This window comes from Vibrio sp. 2-1-2a (assembly GCF_032648565.1).
GTDB lineage: Bacteria > Pseudomonadota > Gammaproteobacteria > Enterobacterales > Vibrionaceae > Vibrio > Vibrio diabolicus.
The window spans coordinates 213998-231525 of the sequence record NZ_WBOH01000006.1; the positions used below are offsets into that span (position 1 = coordinate 213998).

Here is a 17528-nt window from a genome sequence, read left to right on the forward strand (position 1 = left end):
CATTTCGATGGCTTTATGCGTTGGACATTTGCATAATCTTGAACACAGACTCTAGTGTGAATGAGCAATCCATAACCTATGTAAATCGCTATAGCCTGTATTCTTCACCTGCACACCTCGCACTTGCTGTGTTTTTGTCACTTCTTCGTAGCCAACAAACAAAGGCAAATATAGGTACTGATCACGCAGCGCTTTCTCTAGGTTTAATAAAGACTGTAGCGAGTGATCATCTGTCATCGCCCTGCGAACCTTTTCTCTATGGCTTAACATCTGGCTTTGCTCAAAACTAAAACGCAGTCCAGTTGCTATCGACAGCCATTCGAAGATGCCATATTCAAATGGTGCTTCCATGACTTCCTCAATGAAGAGCAAGTCTGCTTGGTGAGACACTACCTCAGGAAAACTAATGTCATCAATAACAATGATCTCTAACTCTAATCCCGTTGCACGAATCACACTGTGCAACCATTCGGAATGGCGAATTAGACTCGGTATCGTCCAGACAGGTTCAGCTAATACCACTTTACCTTTCAGTTTAGGTATCACACCACCATCTGTTATTGATAAATCTTGCTCATGAGTCTCTAACTGAATGCTGTCAACGGCACTTGGCGCATCATAAATTCGCTTTTGCACATGGATGTAATCAGCGAGTTGATACCAAGTTTCTTTTGTGAGTTGGGATTCCGCGCGTTCGCGGTAGGTCAGATATGAAAATGCGCTAATTTTTTCCACTTCAACGTGATCGGAGCTTTGGTTAAAGCTCAACATATTTAAGGTTTTAACATCACCATGAGACAGCGTTATTTGATCTAACAATGCGCGTGCTGAAAAATACTCTTTGTGCGCTTCAAGAGTCATACTCTCCTGGTTCCAGCCGCTGATTTTAAATGGCCCAGTCCCTATGTGGTAGGAATAACTAGAACCGAAAGAGACGACATCTCGACACAGAATAGACGCATGAGGAGTTGCTAGCATGTATGGAAACAACTTGTTCGGATGCTTCAATATGATTTTTAAGCAGTTAGATGTTTCTGCAACCACGCTATCAATGCATTGCCAGAGCTCGTGAACTGGTCCTTTTATCTCCCTGAGTCTTTCTATACTCCAAACCACATCCTGTATGTTAAGGGGTTCGCCATCATGGCGATATATGCCTGGCCGCAACCATAACGTCATTACCTTGCCTTCCATTTTCCATTCGTGTGCTAACGATGGCTCGATACCACCATTGGAATTTTGGGTCAGCAATACGTCATAAACGCTTTTCGCGACGTGTAATTCAGTGTGACGGTAAGTATTCGCAGGGTCAATTTTGGATACCCAAGGGTAAGAAGAAATCAAAATAGCGTTATTTGATTCGTTCAATCGATTCACTTTTTCAGAAGCGATAGTCAGTGCTCTAACCGCGGTTTGACCGAACCAATCAATAAGTTTCGTTATTGAGTTCATTCTTCCTCTGCCAAGCTCCTCAACCAAAAACTCGGTCATCGCTTGTTGAAGGGAAATAGTAATGTTCAGACGACTGGCGTTACTTCTGCCAATTGCAGGTTTCCAATCTACCCAACCGTAAGAGGCAAGCTTTTTCATCACAATAGAAACATTGCGCCTTGACGTACAAATTACCACTTCAAGCTCAGACAGCGTAACGAAGTGATATTGATGAGGTTCAAAGTGCTTTAACAGTAGATCCAGATACCTAAGATTGACATCGTTCACAAAGATTCCTAAGAGTTATTCCAAAGCAAAAAAATAGCACAGGACGCTTAGCAACTAAACTTCCTGTGCTATATCTAAACAAATTCAAAGCTTGGACTCAGCTCGACCAACAGAAGTCAAAAACGTGTACTAAGCCAAGAGGTAACTTGAATAAGTATTCTTAGAAACGGTAGCTCATACCTACAGAGAACACGTTGATGTCAGCATCAACCGTTACTTTTTCATTGCCAAATTTCGCAATGTCTAGCTCAGGCATCATGTATTCCCACTCAACTTGTAGAGCAAAATTTTCTGTAATAGCGAACTCTGCGCCTAAACCGTACATGCCTGTCACAGTGCTGTCAGAAATGGTGGTATGGCCTGCGCTACCGTCAATCACAGAGTTGCTAATTTTGAATTCAGCATTGAAGTAAGAAAGACCAGCTTTAGCAAAAAGGTTGAAACGATCACCAATAGGTAGAGTCGCCTTTGGTTGAATCGATAGATACTTCATATCACCAACAGTAACAACTTTGCCGTCTAAAGCGTCGTAGCCACCAATGGCTGCTTCTAGAGAAATGTATTCGTTGAACTTGTAACCACCAAATACTTTACCTGAAAGGCTTGAGTCATCTTCAAGTTTAAGCTTAGTGCTAGCGTTGGTACCACCACCATTGATAGAGCCATTAACATCACCAAACGATGCTTGACCTACCGATGCACCAACGTAAGGAGCTGCGTTTGCAACAGAACATGTTGCTAGAAGGGCTGTCATTAGCCATGTTTTTTTAAACATTGTATTTCACTGCCTGTTAATTATTGAGGTTGTGTTTTGCCCATCCTTAAGCACGTCATGCTATCCATTTCACTCGGTTTCAAAACCAAGTTGATGTTAATGAATAAAAACTCAATAAAACATGAAATATTTAAACACAACTTTGCCACTTTCTTTCTTAATCATGACAATTTAGTCATTTCACAAGCACTGTTGCTTCAACCAATTAGTGAGTTTGATAATTTCCGCCTGCTTGGCTCGGCTCTTTTTATGAATAAAATAAAAGCTGTCCCCCGTCTCTAATCCATGAGAAGGGATATACACCAAATCATGCGCTTTATCTCTTTCATTGAGCATAAAATCATTCGCAAATGCGATGCCTTGGTCATAACGTGCAGCCTCAATTGCCAACAACATATGACTAAAATGTTGAACATCGACATCTTTTGGCAAAGTGTAACCACCCGCTCTGCACCACTCTGCCCAGTCTTTTCCTCTCTCACGATAAATAGAGTCTGTCGACAAAATAGGATATCGCCAAAGCGCTTCTGGAATGGGTTGATCTTGTAACTCTTTCCAAATTTTATGGCTGCATACCGGATACAGCGTTTCCGCGTATAACTTCACCGACATATAGTTGCGCTTTGGCTTCTCTACCGTGATAAAACAATCACCAACGCTATCTGTCTGCTCAGGATCACCAACAACCATATTGAGTGTCAGATCGATTTCCGGATGTAACCGCTTAAAATCAGACAAACGCGGAATAAGCCACTTTACGGCAAGCGAGCTATAAATCGCTAAACGTATGCTGCCTTTGTCCCCTTCTCTCACCTTTTGGCTGGCCATCGCAATAGAGCTAATTGCCGGGCTAATATCCTCTAAATAACGAGCACCAGTATCCGATAAAGAGAGCTTTCTTCCTTGACGAATAAATAATGACTCGCCCAAATAATCTTCCAATAATCGTATCTGATGACTAACGGCACTTTGCGTCACATTGAGCTCTTCAGCCGCAAGCGAAAAGCTAGAGTTTCGAGCGACAGATTCAAAACAGTGAACCGCTCTGAGTGGTGGCAATTTCATTATCTAAAAATCTCATACTTAAACTAATAAATATCACTTCACTTCATCCTATGACATCACCTACTCTTTGGCAAAGAAAGAGGAGAGGAAATAAGTGAAAGTTACATCGGTCGGCGCAGCTATGCTGCTATTAATTGTTGGGAATCTCATTGCGGTGCTTTCGGACTCTTTAATTAAAAGTGTCGGAAATGAAGTGCCTATTTTTCAGTTTGTCTTTTTCCGACAAATTTCCGCAGTGCTTTTCCTACTGCCTGTCTGCTTGCTGACAAAAAAGACTCATTTTCTTGAAGGATTTAAATGGCATGCTGTCCGCGCTCACGTGTGGTTGCTTGGTGCTATATTTATGGTTTTGGCGATTTCATCTTTACCGCTCGCAACTGCGAACGCAATCTTCTACGCCGCGCCATTAATCATGCTGCCGCTTGCCGCGATATTTTTTGGCGAACAGCTGTCTAAACAATCGATCGCGGCTGCGATCATGGGCTTTGCTGGAGTGTTGGTCATCATTCGCCCAGATCAAATCGACTGGGCAGCGATTTCGGCTTTAGTTGTGGCTATTACCCTGGCAATCAATAACTTGCTCATTCGAAAACTGCCAAAAAATCAATCTGTCATGCAAACGTTATTGATGACAAACTTGGCAGGTATTCCCGTGGCTTTCTTACTTGTTCTGATCGAAGCGGAACCTTGGGACTGGAGTGCTTTCCCTGTCGCTGCTGGCTCAAGTTTGTTCATCATGATTTATGCGGCAACATGTGTGATCGCTTACCGCTCGATTGATAGCAACAAAATTGCCAGCGCTGAATACAGTGGCTTAATTGGTGCCGTGTTTGTGGGATTATTCTGGTTTGGAGAAGTGCCAGACATATTCATGGCGATAGGAACAATAATGATTGTTGTGCCGCTGGTTTGGCTTTCTAAACGAGAACGTCGCAAGAAAAAGCTGCAAGCTCAGCAAGAGCGAGAACAAAAAGAGGCGCACGTTACTTAAAATCGCGCTCTACCTCAAAGACTAAAAAAACCGAGTCGTAAGTGCTCGTTTTTTTTTATGTAGCTCTAATCCATTCTGATGTAAGCGACCACATGAGATAAAAACTGCCTTGCAAAACGATCATTAAACCGGATGCGATATTCATGATCGGCTTCCGATACTAAACGCCAACCTTCAGCAAAGTACTCTTTGATATCATCGACCGCTTCTTCTTCATTTTTGATGTGTTTCGCGTTCCACTGATAAGTGCAAGAGACAACCATCAGCCCGCCAACCTTGGTGGCTTCTTTTAGAGCGTTGATCACGCTAAGTGGCGACTCACATTGATCAATCACGTTCAAACATACGACTAAATCAAAGCTAGACTGGAGAGTATCGTGCTCAAAAGGTTGGTTAATCAGCGTCAAATCAACATGAGCACATTTCTGTACGATATCTCTATTCTCTACCTCTAAAGCGTTTAAGGTGTTCACATCGTGAAGATAAGTTAGCTCGACTCGTTGTTCTTCTATTAATAGTTGCTTCAAGCCATCCATCAACCTATTTGAAGGCTCCACAAGCGTCGCTTCTTTAAGGTTAGGTAAGCGTTGCACTAACTCATAATAGTTTCTTCCCAGCGCCGCGCCAACCTCAAGTAGGGAATACGGCTGAACGCCGCTCTCAAGTGCCATCTGCGCAATAAAATCAGCAACTTGGGAGCAGTGAGGTGATGACAAAAAAGAGAGTGGGACTTGTTTTGAGCGACTGTTTATCGTCTCAATCTGCTTATCTTCGATGAACTTGTCGAACCATTGCGCTTCGAAATAACCAGCTAAACCGCGATCGGTCAGGTAAAAATCTTCCATGTTTTTTCCGTTCGTACTTTTCGAAAAGTGATTGTATCGAACGCTGAAATTAGCTGGTAATTCTGGCTGCACATTCCCGCGGGAAAATAGATGAAAACACCGCTTATGTGAAAAAGCCCTTTCATCTCAAAGATAAAAGGGCTTGTTAATTACTTCGGTTGAGGAGCTAGTTATTGCGGAAGAACAACTTTGCCATCTTGAATTGGGAACGTTTTTGTCGCTGGCTTGCTCGCTAAGCGAACCGTCGTTGGCGCACCTGAAACTTCATAAGTGACATCGTAACCCACTACTTTTTCAGATGTTGTGTATTCTGTGTGGCACTGCTTTTTCGTCGTTGTCACTACATCGCCTTGTTGCACGTTCTCCTGAATCTTACGACCCGTTAATGCACCAGCGATCGTACCAGCTGCAGTTGCAATCACTTTACCTGAGCCGCCACCGATTTGGTTACCCAATGCCGCGCCAGCTGCTGCGCCGCCGACCGTACCAATTATTTTATTATCATCCGTAGGAGCAACTTGCTCCGTTACTACCACGTCTTTACATACTTGGTGTGGATTTTTCACCGTTTCAGTCACCGCTTCAACCAAAGTAATGTTTGCTTGGGTTGGAGCTGGTGGCGTTTTGTCTTTACAGCCTGCTAGTACAGCAACAACTGCCGTTGCAATTGCGATAGATTTCATATTCATGATTTACATCCCAGTATGGTTTGCTTTGATGAGCGGTATAGTAAATCGCAATTAGGAAATCACATCAGGCGAAAACAAACCCTCTGTCATTAACGAGTAAAGAAACACTGTTTTATAAAAGGTACGTCAAGAAACACTCAACAGAATGTCAACTGAGCTAAAACCGTATCATTACTGATTATGATTAGGCTTGATTAACCTATGAGGCTTATTTTTAAGCCAAGCTTAAAAACAGTTCGTCGTCGGTTAAATACTTATGACGGTGACTCAGGTTACGCACGTGCATAAACATAAAGTCAGGAAAACCAGGAGCAATAATGTTGTTTGGTTCCCAGCATACACCGCCAACAAACACATATCGCCCTTGCTTGTCATCTTCGTGAAGGGGGTTATTAAGAGGAGAAGAAAACTCTGCGCGACAGCCTTCAACCACACAAACAATTTGTCCTTTAAAAAGGCCGATCACGCGCTTAACAAGATTTGCCTTGATGCCACATTTCCATGCCTGCCGAGTTGCCATCTCATAGCCATATTTTCGGATCGCTTTCTTTTGCAAATGTACTACTAGGTTCATTTTGACTCCTGATTCAAGCAATTACGCGAAGCCCAAAGTCATAAAAGCAGATAGACGTCTATACCCGAGTGACCTCATGGTACATGGGAATAAACTACGTGATTAGACTGAGTTTAGTGTCCGATGAAAATACACCCTCCACGATGCTGTAACGTATCGATTTACACCAATCATAGGCACATAGCACATCAAAAAAACAACCTTATTTTCGAGTGCTTTCCTACGCTGTATCTGGTTACTTCTGCGTATTACTATAACGAAATCACCCTCTACGTTTGTCTATATAAATTTGTCGTAACGATAGAGGGTGCTTATCAAGGAGAGAGGATAACGCCTACGCGTCGATGAGATAGTTTTGACCTTCAGTTTCTAGACGATCAATCAGTTTACGACACTCATTTAAATCAAGAGGTTGCTCGAAGCGGCGCTTGAGGTTCATCAAAAAGAAGATATCTTCACACATGGCTTTCTCAGGTTCGTCACTGATTTTTGCGACTGGTGAACCATTGCACGTGACCATTTTGATCACGATAGAAAGTGGCTGGTAGGCTTCACCCTCTTTATTAACATAATCACCCATATCGTTCGCAAGAAAAGTACCGATACCAAAACTCACCTGAATACGTCCCTGGAAATACTCGCAAATATCTAACGCTTGTTCGAAGTTAAGTCCGTCGGTAAACACCAGTGTTTTTGTTAATGGGTCTATATTAAGCGACTGGTAGTGTGCAATCATTTTTTCACCCCAGCTATAAGGACAACCACTATCGTGACGCACACCGAAATACGCGTTACTTAGCTCTTCATCAAAGTCTTTAAGGAAGGCATCAATACCAATCGTGTCGGTCAGTGCAATACCTAGTGCACCGTTAAACATTTTTTGCCAACGTTGCAAAGCCACTTTTTGCGAATCTCGCACATTCACCAGAGCTTGATGGCCCATAAACCATTCATGAGCAACGGTACCGATAGGCGTCAAATTCAGTTCTTTTGCTAAGTGGTAGTTGCTTGTTCCTGTCAAACATTCCGGCACCTCCTGGCACAAGAACTCCAGCATGGTGCGCTGAGCTTGAAAAGAGAAACGTCGACGCGTCGACATATCAGAAAACTTAAAGTTAGTGATGTTACGACGCTTTAGTTCGGATTTTAGGTACCGAACTTTCTCTTCTAAAACGGTGGTAAATTGCGCTACAGGGATATCAGACCAACGCTGACGGCTACGAACTTCAGACACGATACTCATGATGATCGTTTCGTACAAAATAGTATCTCGCCACAAACCATTGATAGTAATGCGTAACTGGCTTGAGCCATCAGCCATGGCTTTATTATGGAAAGAGACATCACTTTGCGGGTTAAACCGGAAATGGCGCAATGCATCAACAAAATCAGGATTCAGGTAAGGCGCGACACGCTTAATATATTCGATTTCTTCTTGCGTAAATTGAATGTCTTGCAGTTTAAGAACTTCTGCTTTTACCTCTGGTAGCAGTTCAGAGAGATCTTCCTCGCTACGCACAATAAACTTGTATGACACCATCGCATCAGGGTAAAGCGCTGTTACTGCGCTCATCATATTGACTTTGTAAACATCAAAATCCAAAGCGCTTTGAATGATGCGGGAAGAAAATAGTTTGGTGGTCATTAGGTGCCCTTCTACACGCCCTTCCTGGGTATATAACTTTTTGTTACTAACTAATTTGCGTAAACAATAAACACCCATCTATAGTTTGTCAACTTTTGTTACTAACCACTCATTTTTATAAGGTTTTTCTGTCTAGAATTCGCACACAGATTGTGAATAAGTCAGATTCATTCGTAGATTTATACTCAAGGCGTACTATGAAGCACTACCAAAAACGTTTCGCACAACTCGTTACTTACCCATTGATTGACCACTTGTTATGCGCTAGATTACTTACAAATCAATATTAGGACCCAACCATGATCGTATCTGTCGACATTATTCCATTCAGGCTATCTGGCTGTGCCGATAAGGGATTGGAAGTGTTGTTGATTAAACGTTCAAATCCAAATCGGCCATACCATGGAGTCTGGGCACTACCGGGCGGATTTGTCTTTGATAAAGACTTAACCAGTGAAGGAGGACGCCCGGCCGATGAAAACTTTGAGGCGGCGCGTCGCCGAATTTGCCGCGAGAAAATCCATACCTACCCTCGTCACTTTAGTGAAGCGTTTATCGACGGCGATCCCAAACGTGATCCAGAAGACTGGAGCTTAAACATTACGCACTACGCCTTAGTCGATCGTAACAATGTAGAGCAAATCAACAATGCAGGTGTACCAGAGTGCCAACTTAAATGGTTTTCGCTACAAGCTATACTCAATGGAGAAGAGACCCTCGCGTTTGACCATCAAAAAACCATTGAAAAAGCGTGGCAGAAGCTTCGTGCATCCATTGAATACACATCGGTTCTTTTGTTTGCATTAGACAAAGAGTTTTTGGTTGCGGACATCATTTCTGCTTATCAAGAGTTTGGTATTGATATTAGCCGAATGACGATTAAGCGCCGCTTGATAGATTCAGGCGTACTAAAGCCCACCAATAAAGTCGCTTCTACCAACAAAGGCAAAGGTGGAAAACCCGCAATGGTATATACGCTGACCAGCGACGAAGTAACCTTTTTTCAAAACTGTTTGCGTGGATAAACGCAGGCAATCAGACAGACAAGGAGTCTGCCATGACTGTTCGAGTAAACTATCAAACTACAGCAGTGATCGACGTTGATCCAGAGAAAGGCTTTAGCGAGTTATGTCCAAATGAACTGCCCGTTGCAGGTGCGTTGGAAATCGTACCGGAGCTTCTGAGTAATCATGCCAAAGGCCGATTAAAACTGGTCAGTCGTGACTTACACCCACCAAAAGCAAAATGGGATGCCGAAACACCAGCCAACATGCTTGAACCCGTCGGTCTACCCAATGTGGATATAAAATGGAACCGCCATTGTGTACTTGGCACAACAGGTTCTGAACTTTTAGACGGTTTACCACCTGTTTTGGACTATGATTTTCAAGTTAATAAAGGCATGGATCCTGATGCGCATCCTTACGGTATTTTCTTCCATGATATTGCCGATACTAAAACGACAGGTGCACATGAATTTCTAAAATTCAACGGGATTGATACCCTAGTGATCGGTGGTCTCGCGCTAGATTTTTGTGTGAAGAAATCCGTCATGCAAGCACTGGATCTTGGCTACAATGTGGTGGTCAACCTTGCTTCAACTCGCGCAGTGCTGCCTGATAATGTTGAAAATGTGCTGACAGAGCTCAAGGATCAAGGCGCATTATTTGTCGAAAAAGCGGATAACATCATCGTAGAAAAATTCGCCTAGAGACGATAGTAACCGAGAAGGATTTCACTATGCATCAACATGAAAAATTGAATTACGTCGAATTTGGTTCCACCAATATTAACGCTACAAAACAATTTTTTGAGCGTACCTTTGACTGGACTTTTATCGATTATGGTCCTGAATACTCTGCATTTTCAGGACAAGGGTTAGATGGCGGATTCTTCAAATCTGAGTTTGTAAACCAAACCGCAAATGGTGGCGCACTTTTAGTGTTTTATAGCTCAGATATTCAGGCCACGCAGATAAAAGTTGAGCAGCATGGTGGAAAAATTATCCGCCCTATTTTCGAATTTCCCGGCGGCTGCCGATTCCACTTCACCGAACTAAGTGGAAATGAATTCGCAGTATGGTCGGAGAGCAATTAGTACTTACCCCAACACCACTTCCACACCTAGCTTTTTGATTTGCTCAAGGTCGCTTTTCGGAGCGGCTTTGTCGGTTAACAACACCGATATTTCGTTGGTATTTCCAATTGAAGAAGGATAAATCTGTCCAAACTTACTGGAGTCCGTCAGTACGATGTTACGTCTATTCTTTGCCAGAATGGCCTCTGCGATGTCGGCACGCATCATGTCTCGGCTAGTAAAACCAGTGTCTTGGTGAAATCCGTCTATACCCAAGAAAGCCGTGCTGAAGTGAATGTTCTCAATACAGAGTTTGGTGAGCGGGCCAACGAGGCTCTCACCTTGATGCTGATACACACCACCAAGCAAGATGATGTTAGCTGAGGTGTTACGGATGAGATGGGCGATGTACGCCGATGGGGTAATGATGGTCACATCGCCGCGTTCAGCTAAAGTGCGAGCCAAGAGCGCATTAGCACTGCCGCCCTCGATCAATACGGTTTCGTTTGGTGATACCAAGTCCGCCGCTTTATTTGCAAGTGATTGTTTAATATCGAAACGGACTTCTAATCGGGTATCAATATCATCACTTTGCAATGCGGTAGCTGCGCCGTGTACGCGCTTTAGATAGCCCTGTTGCTCCAGAAAATTCAAATCCTGCCTGATGGTCACGCCCGACACGCCGATAATGTCAGAAAGCTCCGTGACTTGAACGCGTTTACGATCATTCACTAATTGCAGGATTTCATTTTGTCTTGGGTTCACAGGCTCACTCCTTATTAATGAGCTTGCAGTATACGCCCGAACACTTTCATATGAAAGCAGCCTGTGAACGATAGAAATAAGCTAAGTCGCGTTACACCGTAAGCTCTAGACGGTTGCCATCCGGATCTAATACGCAGCTTTCGTAGTAACCATCACCCGTTTGTCTCGGACCGTCGATCCATTGGTAGCCATCATCTACTAAGGTTTTGGTTAATTGATCCACCGCCTGCTCTGATCCTAAAGCGAAGGCAAAGTGTGCTAATCCTGTTACCTGCATCGCATGAGATTTTTCACAAGCGGTCACACCTTCCATCGACATTAACTCCAATCGTGCACCACTTTCAAACGAAAGAAAGTAAGATGAAAACTGCTTAGTTGGGTTGTGGTATTTATCGTTAGACACCGCGTTAAAATATTTCTCATAGAAGGCTTTTAACTCTTCCAAACGTTCTGTCCAAATCGCGATATGTTCAATTTTCATTAGGATTCCCCTTAGCTCTTAACTGCGCTCAATCTAACGAGGAAAAGCAGCACAAAAAAGAGAGCAAATCATCACCGAGTTGTTCCTTTTTTATGTCCGAACTGCTCATCGATGAGTCATTAACTCTATGGTTGGAGTTGTGTTTGAGCGAAAGTGATGTCCATAATGGCGCAAAGTTTTACAGGATAAAATGATGGAAGAGATTTACTTCGCAGGCGGCTGCCTTTGGGGCGTTCAAGAATTTATGCGTCACCTTCCCGGCGTAATTAGCACCGAAGCAGGACGAGCAAATGGCACGACGGATAACACTCAATCCGAATACGATGGCTACGCAGAATGCGTGAAAACCCAATTCGACCCTGAACAAGTTTCGGTTGAAACTTTAATGGGGTATCTGTTTGAGATCATCGACCCGCACAGTGTTAACAAGCAAGGTGAAGACGTCGGTGAAAAGTACCGTACCGGTGTTTATAGCCAAAACGAGCAACACCTAACGATTGCTAAAGCGTTTATCGCAGCAAGACCGGATGCCGATAAAATCGCCGTAGAAGTGCTGCCACTCACAAACTACGTGCCAAGTGATGATGAGCACCAAGACCGACTCACGCGCTTTCCAAATGACTACTGCCATATCCCGTTAGATTTGCTGCATAAATATAGAAATTAATGGCCAGCTTTTATCACTGTTTCTATTATCTCAAAACTAAGAGGCGCAACGCCTCTTTTTGCATCCTAACCAGGGCTATTGATCCTCCTCCAGTTCATTTTCATGTCCAGTTATTTATTTCAAAATAACTGGAATATAAATCACATAATAAATTTTATAATATTCCGCATTATTAATGACGGCTATCACACTTAAGATTGAGTGATACAAAAGTATAGTTATTGGTTTTTTTTTACTATTTCCGAAAACCACTTCATTAATTAAATTTGACTCATTACTTCAGTACCAATGAGTCACAAAATGATTACAGAACTAACAAACGTCAATTTAATTAACGGCAACCTTCAAGCAAATAATAAAAAAGAAGTCTTTGAAGAGCTAGCACAGATGCTATTCGAAAATAATCGAATCAGTAGCAAAGAGGCTTTTTTAACCGACATCGAAGCACGTGAAGCATTAAGCGTGACTTCAATGGACGGCATCGCCTACCCACACGCAAAAAGCAAAGCGGTTACAGAGCCTGCAATCGCCGTTGGCGTAAAGCACGAAGGCATCGAGTATGGCGACGAAGAGGGAGTCAAACCAACCGTATTCTTCATGATTGCTTCACCTGATAACGGTGCCGACCACCATATTTATGTTCTTCAAGAATTATTCGGAAAATTTAGCGAAGAGTTTATTGAAGATATTCATAACGCAAAAGACGAAAACCAAATACTAAATATTTTAATTAATTCATAAGGCGTGAAATTATGAGTACAATCACAGCTCAAGCTAGCAATAATAGCGATTTCAAAAAACTCCTAAGTACCATGAAAGGTCACCTTTTATTCGGTACTTCTCACATGCTTCCATTTATCGTTGCGGGTGGTGTACTACTGGCGCTGGCGGTAATGGCATCCGGTAAAGGTGCGGTTCCTGCAGACGGGTTATTGGCGGATATTTCTAATATCGGTATTAAAGGCCTGGTGTTGTTCCCAATTATTCTTGGTGGCTTCATCGGTTACTCAATTGCAGACAAACCGGCACTTGCTCCAGCGATGATCTCTTCTGGCATCATGGCTGACATGGGCGGCGGCTTCCTAGGTTGTATCGTCGCTGGTTTTATCGCTGGTGGTGTAGTTCTACAACTTAAGAAGATCCCTCTTTCTGCTAACATGACTGCGTTGGGCGCTTACTTTATCTACCCGCTTGTTGGTACGCTTATCTCTGCAGGTATCGTTCTTTGGGGTATCGGTGAGCCAATCAAGATCTTCATGGCTTCTATGAACGAATTCCTAGCTTCTATGGCTGGCGCTTCTAAAGTGGTTCTAGGTACGATTCTTGGTGGTATGACTGCATTCGATATGGGCGGTCCAATCAACAAAGTAGCAACGCTATTCGCACAAACTCAAGTTGATACTCAACCATGGCTAATGGGTGGTGTTGGTATCGCAATCTGTACGCCTCCTCTAGGTATGGCACTAGCAACATTCCTATTCAAGAAGAAGTTCACTAAGCAAGAGCAAGAAGCAGGTAAAGCAGCAGCAATCATGGGTTCTATCGGTATCTCTGAAGGTGCTATCCCATTCGCAGCAAACGACCCTGTACGCGTTCTTCCTTCAATCGTTGCTGGTGGTATCGTTGGCTGTGTGTTCGGCTTCCTAACAGACGTACTACTACACGCACCATGGGGCGGTCTAATCACAGCTCCTGTATCAAGCAACATCCCAATGTACGTTGTGGGTATCGCACTAGGCTCCCTAACAACAGCAGTTATCGTTGGCTTCTGGAAACCAGTTGCTGAAGAAGAAGCAGAAGACGAAATCGCAGAAGCAGCACCTGCACAAGCTCAAGCGGCTCCAGCAGCAGGCGAAGGCGAGTACGACATCGTAGCAGTAACATGTTGCCCATCTGGCGTAGCACACACATTCATGGCAGCGAAAGCACTAGAGAAAGCAGGTGCAGCAGCGGGTCTGAAAATCAAAGTAGAAACTCAAGGTCAAAACGGTATCCAGAACCGCATCACTGACCTAGATGTAGCAAACGCGAAGCTGGTTATTCTAGCTCACGATATCCAAGTAAAAGACGCTCACCGCTTTGCAAAAGCAAACGTTGTTGAGTGTTCAACGAAAGAAGCGATGCGTAACGCAGCGACTCTTGTGAAAGCTTAAACCTTAAGCTCCTCCCCCTAAGAGCCCTTTCCCCCTAAGGGCTCTATTTCAAGTTTTTAAGTTTTAGTAATACCTCTGCTTTCAACAACTACATAAACCTACAACTTACAAGGCTTTAAAAATGAAATTCAAACCTTCCCTACTCGCTTGCGCAGTTCTCAGTGGTCTAGTCGGTCTGACTGGCTGTAACGACGACACAACCAACATTTATGAAGGCGGTGACACCAACCCTGCACTGCCGGATATTCCTGACGGCGGCAAGCCAGTATGTCCTCCAGTTGGCGATGGCGACTGTGATGACAAGCCAAACCCAGAAACACCTGAAATCGACATGGGCGTTCACATCCCAGTAGACTTCGCCGATATGGACGTAACACGCTACGTCAACCCATTCATCGGCACAGGTAACCTAGGCAACACCTACCCTGGTGCAACCACACCACACGGCATGGTGCAGCTTTCTCCAAACAACGGTTCTAACGGCTGGGAATACATTTCAGGCTACTACTACCACGACGCACGTACTTCCGGTTTCTCTCATACCCACCTTTCCGGAGCAGGTGCTGGCGACTTGAACGACATTCTCGTCATGCCAATCAACTCGCGTTCGGATTACATGATTGATGAAGGTTCGGCAACGCTAAACCTAGAAGCGTCTCGCTTCCAACATCGTGACGAGCAAGCTACGGCAGGCTACTACAAAGTCGATCTATTGGATTACGACATCAAAGCCGAGTTGACGGCGTCGGATCGCGTTGGTGTTCACCGCTACACCTTCCCTCGTGATGAGAAGTCAGAAATCATCGTGAACACTGGCTTCAAAATTAACTGGGACTACACCTCAGATTCTTACTTGAAATGGGACAAAGACAATAACCGTCTTGAAGGTCACCGTTTCTCTGACGGCTGGGCACCAAGCCAAAAAGAATTCTTCGTGATGGAATTCGACCAACCAATCAAAAACGTGCGCTTTGCTTACTACGATAAAGAGCAAGGTCGTTACATGGACGTGCCAGAAGGCATCACTGAAATCGGTAACGAGACACGCGGCAAGTACCAATACGCGCGCGCTTACGTAGAGTTCGACACCTCAAAAGACGGCTTAACGGTTGAAGCAAAATTGGCGCTATCAAACGTTGAGATCGGCGAGAACGGCAAGTCAGGTGCTTCTCTTAACATGACAGAAGTTGCGGGCATGAACTTCGACCAAGTACGCGAAGCGGCAACGAAGAAATGGGAAGACGAACTCGGCAAGATCCAAGTCTCTGGCGACGAGGATTACAAACAGACGTTCTACACCGCGATGTACCACTCGTACCTAGGTCAAACCATTCACTCTGACTTAGATGGTCGCTACCGCCAAGTTCACCAAGGTCGTAACGCTTACCCAGATGGCAACACACCTTGGGGCGATAAGATTGATACGCTAAAAGAGTCGATCCGCACTGCCGATGCCAACAAAGATGGCAAAGCAGACTTCACGCGCTACGACACTTTCTCTTTGTGGGATACCTACCGCGCAGTTCAACCGTTGTCTTCTATTCTTGAGCCAGACCGCTTAGCAGACGTGGTGCTGTCTATGCTGTCTTACGCCGAAGAAGAATGGGTGGATGACAAAGGCAACGTGCGCAAAGGTCGCCTGCCTGAGTGGACATTCAAAGGCAACGAAACCGGCATGATGATGGGCATGCACTCAACGCCTGTGATTCATGATGTGTTGTCGAAAGGCTCACTAGAAAAACGCATGATTGATCTTGGCTTCACAGAAGCTGAACGCAAAGACGTCAAAGAGCGCTTAGTTGAAGCAATGATCACTGACGCGCGTGCCGCAACGAGCCAAGGCGTAGCATGGATCAAAGAATACGAAGAACAAGGTTACGTGCCAGCGCAACTGCACGACACTCCACCAGATTCTTACGGCGGTCACTCACCATTTAAAGATTCTTGGACAGCATCTTACTCGCTTGAATACTCAATGAATGACTGGGCAATCGCACAATCGATCAAAGAAGTGTTCGGTGAAGAAGACCCACGCTACACCGAGTTCGCTAACCGTTCTAAAAACTGGCAAGCGCAGTTCGACTTCGGCGGTAAGCAATACCAAGGTTGGTTCAAAGCCCGTGACTACGATGGCAAGTTTATCGATGCAGGTTGGGTAGACCCAATCACTGGTCGCGCGGTGGGTAAAGACTGGCGTCCAGACATGTTCAACTGGGCATTCTCTGAATCGAACGGCTGGCAATACTCGTTCAGTGTTCAGCACGACATTCATGGCTTGATTGACCTGATGACACGCTTCGACAAGACACAAAACCCTGAAGCAGAACACGGTGACTTGTTCGCAGCGCGCTTGGATGAGTACTGGTCAACCTACCCAGACCGCAACGCAGGCGACAACCAATTCCCAGTGTTCAACACAGGTAACGTTGGTCAGCACGTACAAGGTAACGAACCAGATATCCACGTGCCGTACTTGTACAACTACGTCGGTCAACCTTGGAAAGGTCAGGCAGCCATCGCCGCAGCAACCAACATTTGCTACAAGAACACCGCTGACGGCATTTGTGGTAACGACGACTTTGGTACGCTCTCTGCGTGGTTCGTGTTCCGTGCGCTTGGTTTCTACCCAGTGAACGCTTCTTCTGGCATCTACGAAATCGGTACTCCGCTGTTCGAAAGCGCGTCTATCGATGTTGGCAACAACCAGAAGTTCACGGTTACCGCGAAAAACGTTAGCCGCGAAAACATCTTCATTCAATCGGCTCGCTACAACGGCAAAGACTTCAACCGTACTTACCTGACTCATGACGAAATCATGTACGGCGGTGAGTTGGAGTTCGTGATGGGCGACAAACCAAATCAACGTTGGGGCTCTCTAGAGCAAGACCTTCCACCAGCACAAGGCATCGGTGAATTCTTGCATGAAGACGAGATGCCAGCAGGTTCTCGTTAATCCCAATAGTGACCACTCAACCGGGGGAGCGCATCTCCCGGCTATCCCTACAAGCAAATTTTATAAGCAGTTCTTTAGAAACAGTCTCTTATAAACACTTTTATATACGAATAACGACAAAACGGTATGC

At 44.5% G+C, this 17528-nt stretch carries 17 protein-coding genes; 8 read left to right on the plus strand and 9 right to left on the minus strand.

Annotated features, from left to right (window positions below):
* Positions 1-51: 51 nt before the first annotated feature.
* The 3 genes from F7Y48_RS17360 to F7Y48_RS17370 form a co-directional block, all read right to left on the minus strand.
* The gene (locus tag F7Y48_RS17360) at positions 52-1719 is read right to left on the minus strand and encodes an ABC transporter substrate-binding protein (protein WP_316685137.1); all 1668 of its coding nucleotides are present in this window, start codon (positions 1717-1719) and stop codon (positions 52-54) included.
* Positions 1720-1879: 160 nt separating this feature from the next.
* Positions 1880-2494 carry an outer membrane beta-barrel protein gene (locus F7Y48_RS17365; RefSeq protein ID WP_005373936.1) on the minus strand — a complete coding sequence of 205 codons (615 nt, stop codon included), beginning with the start codon at positions 2492-2494 and terminating at the stop codon, positions 1880-1882.
* A 180-nt stretch (positions 2495-2674) separates the two neighbouring features.
* A complete protein-coding gene (locus F7Y48_RS17370; RefSeq protein WP_005392662.1) occupies positions 2675-3559 on the minus strand; it encodes a LysR family transcriptional regulator in 885 nt (294 codons plus the stop codon).
* Between the two features lie 94 nt (positions 3560-3653).
* Here F7Y48_RS17370 and F7Y48_RS17375 point away from each other — a divergent pair, with 94 nt between their 5' ends.
* Positions 3654-4550, plus strand: a complete 897-nt coding sequence (locus tag F7Y48_RS17375) for a DMT family transporter (RefSeq protein ID WP_316685138.1) — start codon at positions 3654-3656, stop codon at positions 4548-4550.
* A 65-nt stretch (positions 4551-4615) separates the two neighbouring features.
* Here F7Y48_RS17375 and F7Y48_RS17380 read toward each other — a convergent pair whose 3' ends face one another.
* The 4 genes from F7Y48_RS17380 to pncB form a co-directional block, all read right to left on the minus strand.
* The gene (locus tag F7Y48_RS17380; RefSeq protein ID WP_316685139.1) at positions 4616-5395 is read right to left on the minus strand and encodes a class I SAM-dependent methyltransferase; all 780 of its coding nucleotides are present in this window, start codon (positions 5393-5395) and stop codon (positions 4616-4618) included.
* A gap of 170 nt (positions 5396-5565) precedes the next feature.
* On the minus strand, positions 5566-6084 hold the full coding sequence (locus tag F7Y48_RS17385; protein ID WP_005392659.1) for a glycine zipper 2TM domain-containing protein: 519 nt from the start codon (positions 6082-6084) through the stop codon (positions 5566-5568).
* A 214-nt stretch (positions 6085-6298) separates the two neighbouring features.
* Positions 6299-6658 carry a hypothetical protein gene (locus F7Y48_RS17390; RefSeq protein ID WP_005373947.1) on the minus strand — a complete coding sequence of 120 codons (360 nt, stop codon included), beginning with the start codon at positions 6656-6658 and terminating at the stop codon, positions 6299-6301.
* A 334-nt stretch (positions 6659-6992) separates the two neighbouring features.
* Positions 6993-8303, minus strand: a complete 1311-nt coding sequence (gene pncB, locus F7Y48_RS17395) for a nicotinate phosphoribosyltransferase (protein WP_074190011.1) — start codon at positions 8301-8303, stop codon at positions 6993-6995.
* Between the two features lie 299 nt (positions 8304-8602).
* Between pncB and F7Y48_RS17400 the strand changes: the two genes are divergently transcribed.
* From F7Y48_RS17400 to F7Y48_RS17410, 3 genes are read left to right on the plus strand one after another with little or no spacing between them, the layout of a single operon-like run.
* Positions 8603-9328, plus strand: coding sequence for an NUDIX domain-containing protein (locus tag F7Y48_RS17400; protein WP_005373953.1), 726 nt, complete (start codon positions 8603-8605; stop codon positions 9326-9328).
* Between the two features lie 32 nt (positions 9329-9360).
* On the plus strand, positions 9361-10014 hold the full coding sequence (locus tag F7Y48_RS17405; protein WP_316685141.1) for an isochorismatase family protein: 654 nt from the start codon (positions 9361-9363) through the stop codon (positions 10012-10014).
* 29 nt (positions 10015-10043) lie between these two features.
* Positions 10044-10400: a VOC family protein gene (locus F7Y48_RS17410; RefSeq protein WP_316685142.1), complete on the plus strand. Its 357-nt coding sequence runs from the start codon at positions 10044-10046 to the stop codon at positions 10398-10400.
* A gap of 3 nt (positions 10401-10403) precedes the next feature.
* Here F7Y48_RS17410 and F7Y48_RS17415 read toward each other — a convergent pair whose 3' ends face one another.
* Positions 10404-11144, minus strand: coding sequence for a DNA-binding transcriptional regulator YciT (locus F7Y48_RS17415; protein ID WP_053808097.1), 741 nt, complete (start codon positions 11142-11144; stop codon positions 10404-10406).
* Positions 11145-11235: 91 nt separating this feature from the next.
* Positions 11236-11625, minus strand: a complete 390-nt coding sequence (locus tag F7Y48_RS17420) for a VOC family protein (RefSeq protein ID WP_005429448.1) — start codon at positions 11623-11625, stop codon at positions 11236-11238.
* A 193-nt stretch (positions 11626-11818) separates the two neighbouring features.
* Here F7Y48_RS17420 and F7Y48_RS17425 point away from each other — a divergent pair, with 193 nt between their 5' ends.
* The 4 genes from F7Y48_RS17425 to F7Y48_RS17440 all read left to right on the plus strand — a co-directional run bounded on the left by F7Y48_RS17425 (position 11819) and on the right by F7Y48_RS17440 (position 17398).
* On the plus strand, positions 11819-12292 hold the full coding sequence (locus tag F7Y48_RS17425) for a peptide-methionine (S)-S-oxide reductase (RefSeq protein ID WP_193447441.1): 474 nt from the start codon (positions 11819-11821) through the stop codon (positions 12290-12292).
* 300 nt (positions 12293-12592) lie between these two features.
* Positions 12593-13033: a PTS sugar transporter subunit IIA gene (locus F7Y48_RS17430; protein WP_006741334.1), complete on the plus strand. Its 441-nt coding sequence runs from the start codon at positions 12593-12595 to the stop codon at positions 13031-13033.
* An 11-nt stretch (positions 13034-13044) separates the two neighbouring features.
* Complete coding sequence (locus F7Y48_RS17435; protein WP_006741333.1) at positions 13045-14445, plus strand: fructose-specific PTS transporter subunit EIIC; 1401 nt, start codon at positions 13045-13047, stop codon at positions 14443-14445.
* Positions 14446-14566: 121 nt separating this feature from the next.
* On the plus strand, positions 14567-17398 hold the full coding sequence (locus tag F7Y48_RS17440) for a GH92 family glycosyl hydrolase (protein WP_316685144.1): 2832 nt from the start codon (positions 14567-14569) through the stop codon (positions 17396-17398).
* Positions 17399-17528: the final 130 nt, after the last annotated feature.

Coding starts and splice junctions, on each gene's coding strand:
- F7Y48_RS17365 (WP_005373936.1), bottom strand. CDS start 2,494: ATGTTTAAAAAAACATGGCTAATGACAGCCCTTCTAGCAACATGTTCT.
- F7Y48_RS17370 (WP_005392662.1), bottom strand. CDS start 3,559: ATGAAATTGCCACCACTCAGAGCGGTTCACTGTTTTGAATCTGTCGCT.
- F7Y48_RS17380 (WP_316685139.1), bottom strand. CDS start 5,395: ATGGAAGATTTTTACCTGACCGATCGCGGTTTAGCTGGTTATTTCGAA.
- F7Y48_RS17385 (WP_005392659.1), bottom strand. CDS start 6,084: ATGAATATGAAATCTATCGCAATTGCAACGGCAGTTGTTGCTGTACTA.
- F7Y48_RS17390 (WP_005373947.1), bottom strand. CDS start 6,658: ATGAACCTAGTAGTACATTTGCAAAAGAAAGCGATCCGAAAATATGGC.
- pncB (WP_074190011.1), bottom strand. CDS start 8,303: ATGACCACCAAACTATTTTCTTCCCGCATCATTCAAAGCGCTTTGGAT.
- F7Y48_RS17400 (WP_005373953.1), top strand. CDS start 8,603: ATGATCGTATCTGTCGACATTATTCCATTCAGGCTATCTGGCTGTGCC.
- F7Y48_RS17405 (WP_316685141.1), top strand. CDS start 9,361: ATGACTGTTCGAGTAAACTATCAAACTACAGCAGTGATCGACGTTGAT.
- F7Y48_RS17410 (WP_316685142.1), top strand. CDS start 10,044: ATGCATCAACATGAAAAATTGAATTACGTCGAATTTGGTTCCACCAAT.
- F7Y48_RS17420 (WP_005429448.1), bottom strand. CDS start 11,625: ATGAAAATTGAACATATCGCGATTTGGACAGAACGTTTGGAAGAGTTA.
- F7Y48_RS17425 (WP_193447441.1), top strand. CDS start 11,819: ATGGAAGAGATTTACTTCGCAGGCGGCTGCCTTTGGGGCGTTCAAGAA.
- F7Y48_RS17430 (WP_006741334.1), top strand. CDS start 12,593: ATGATTACAGAACTAACAAACGTCAATTTAATTAACGGCAACCTTCAA.
- F7Y48_RS17435 (WP_006741333.1), top strand. CDS start 13,045: ATGAGTACAATCACAGCTCAAGCTAGCAATAATAGCGATTTCAAAAAA.
- F7Y48_RS17440 (WP_316685144.1), top strand. CDS start 14,567: ATGAAATTCAAACCTTCCCTACTCGCTTGCGCAGTTCTCAGTGGTCTA.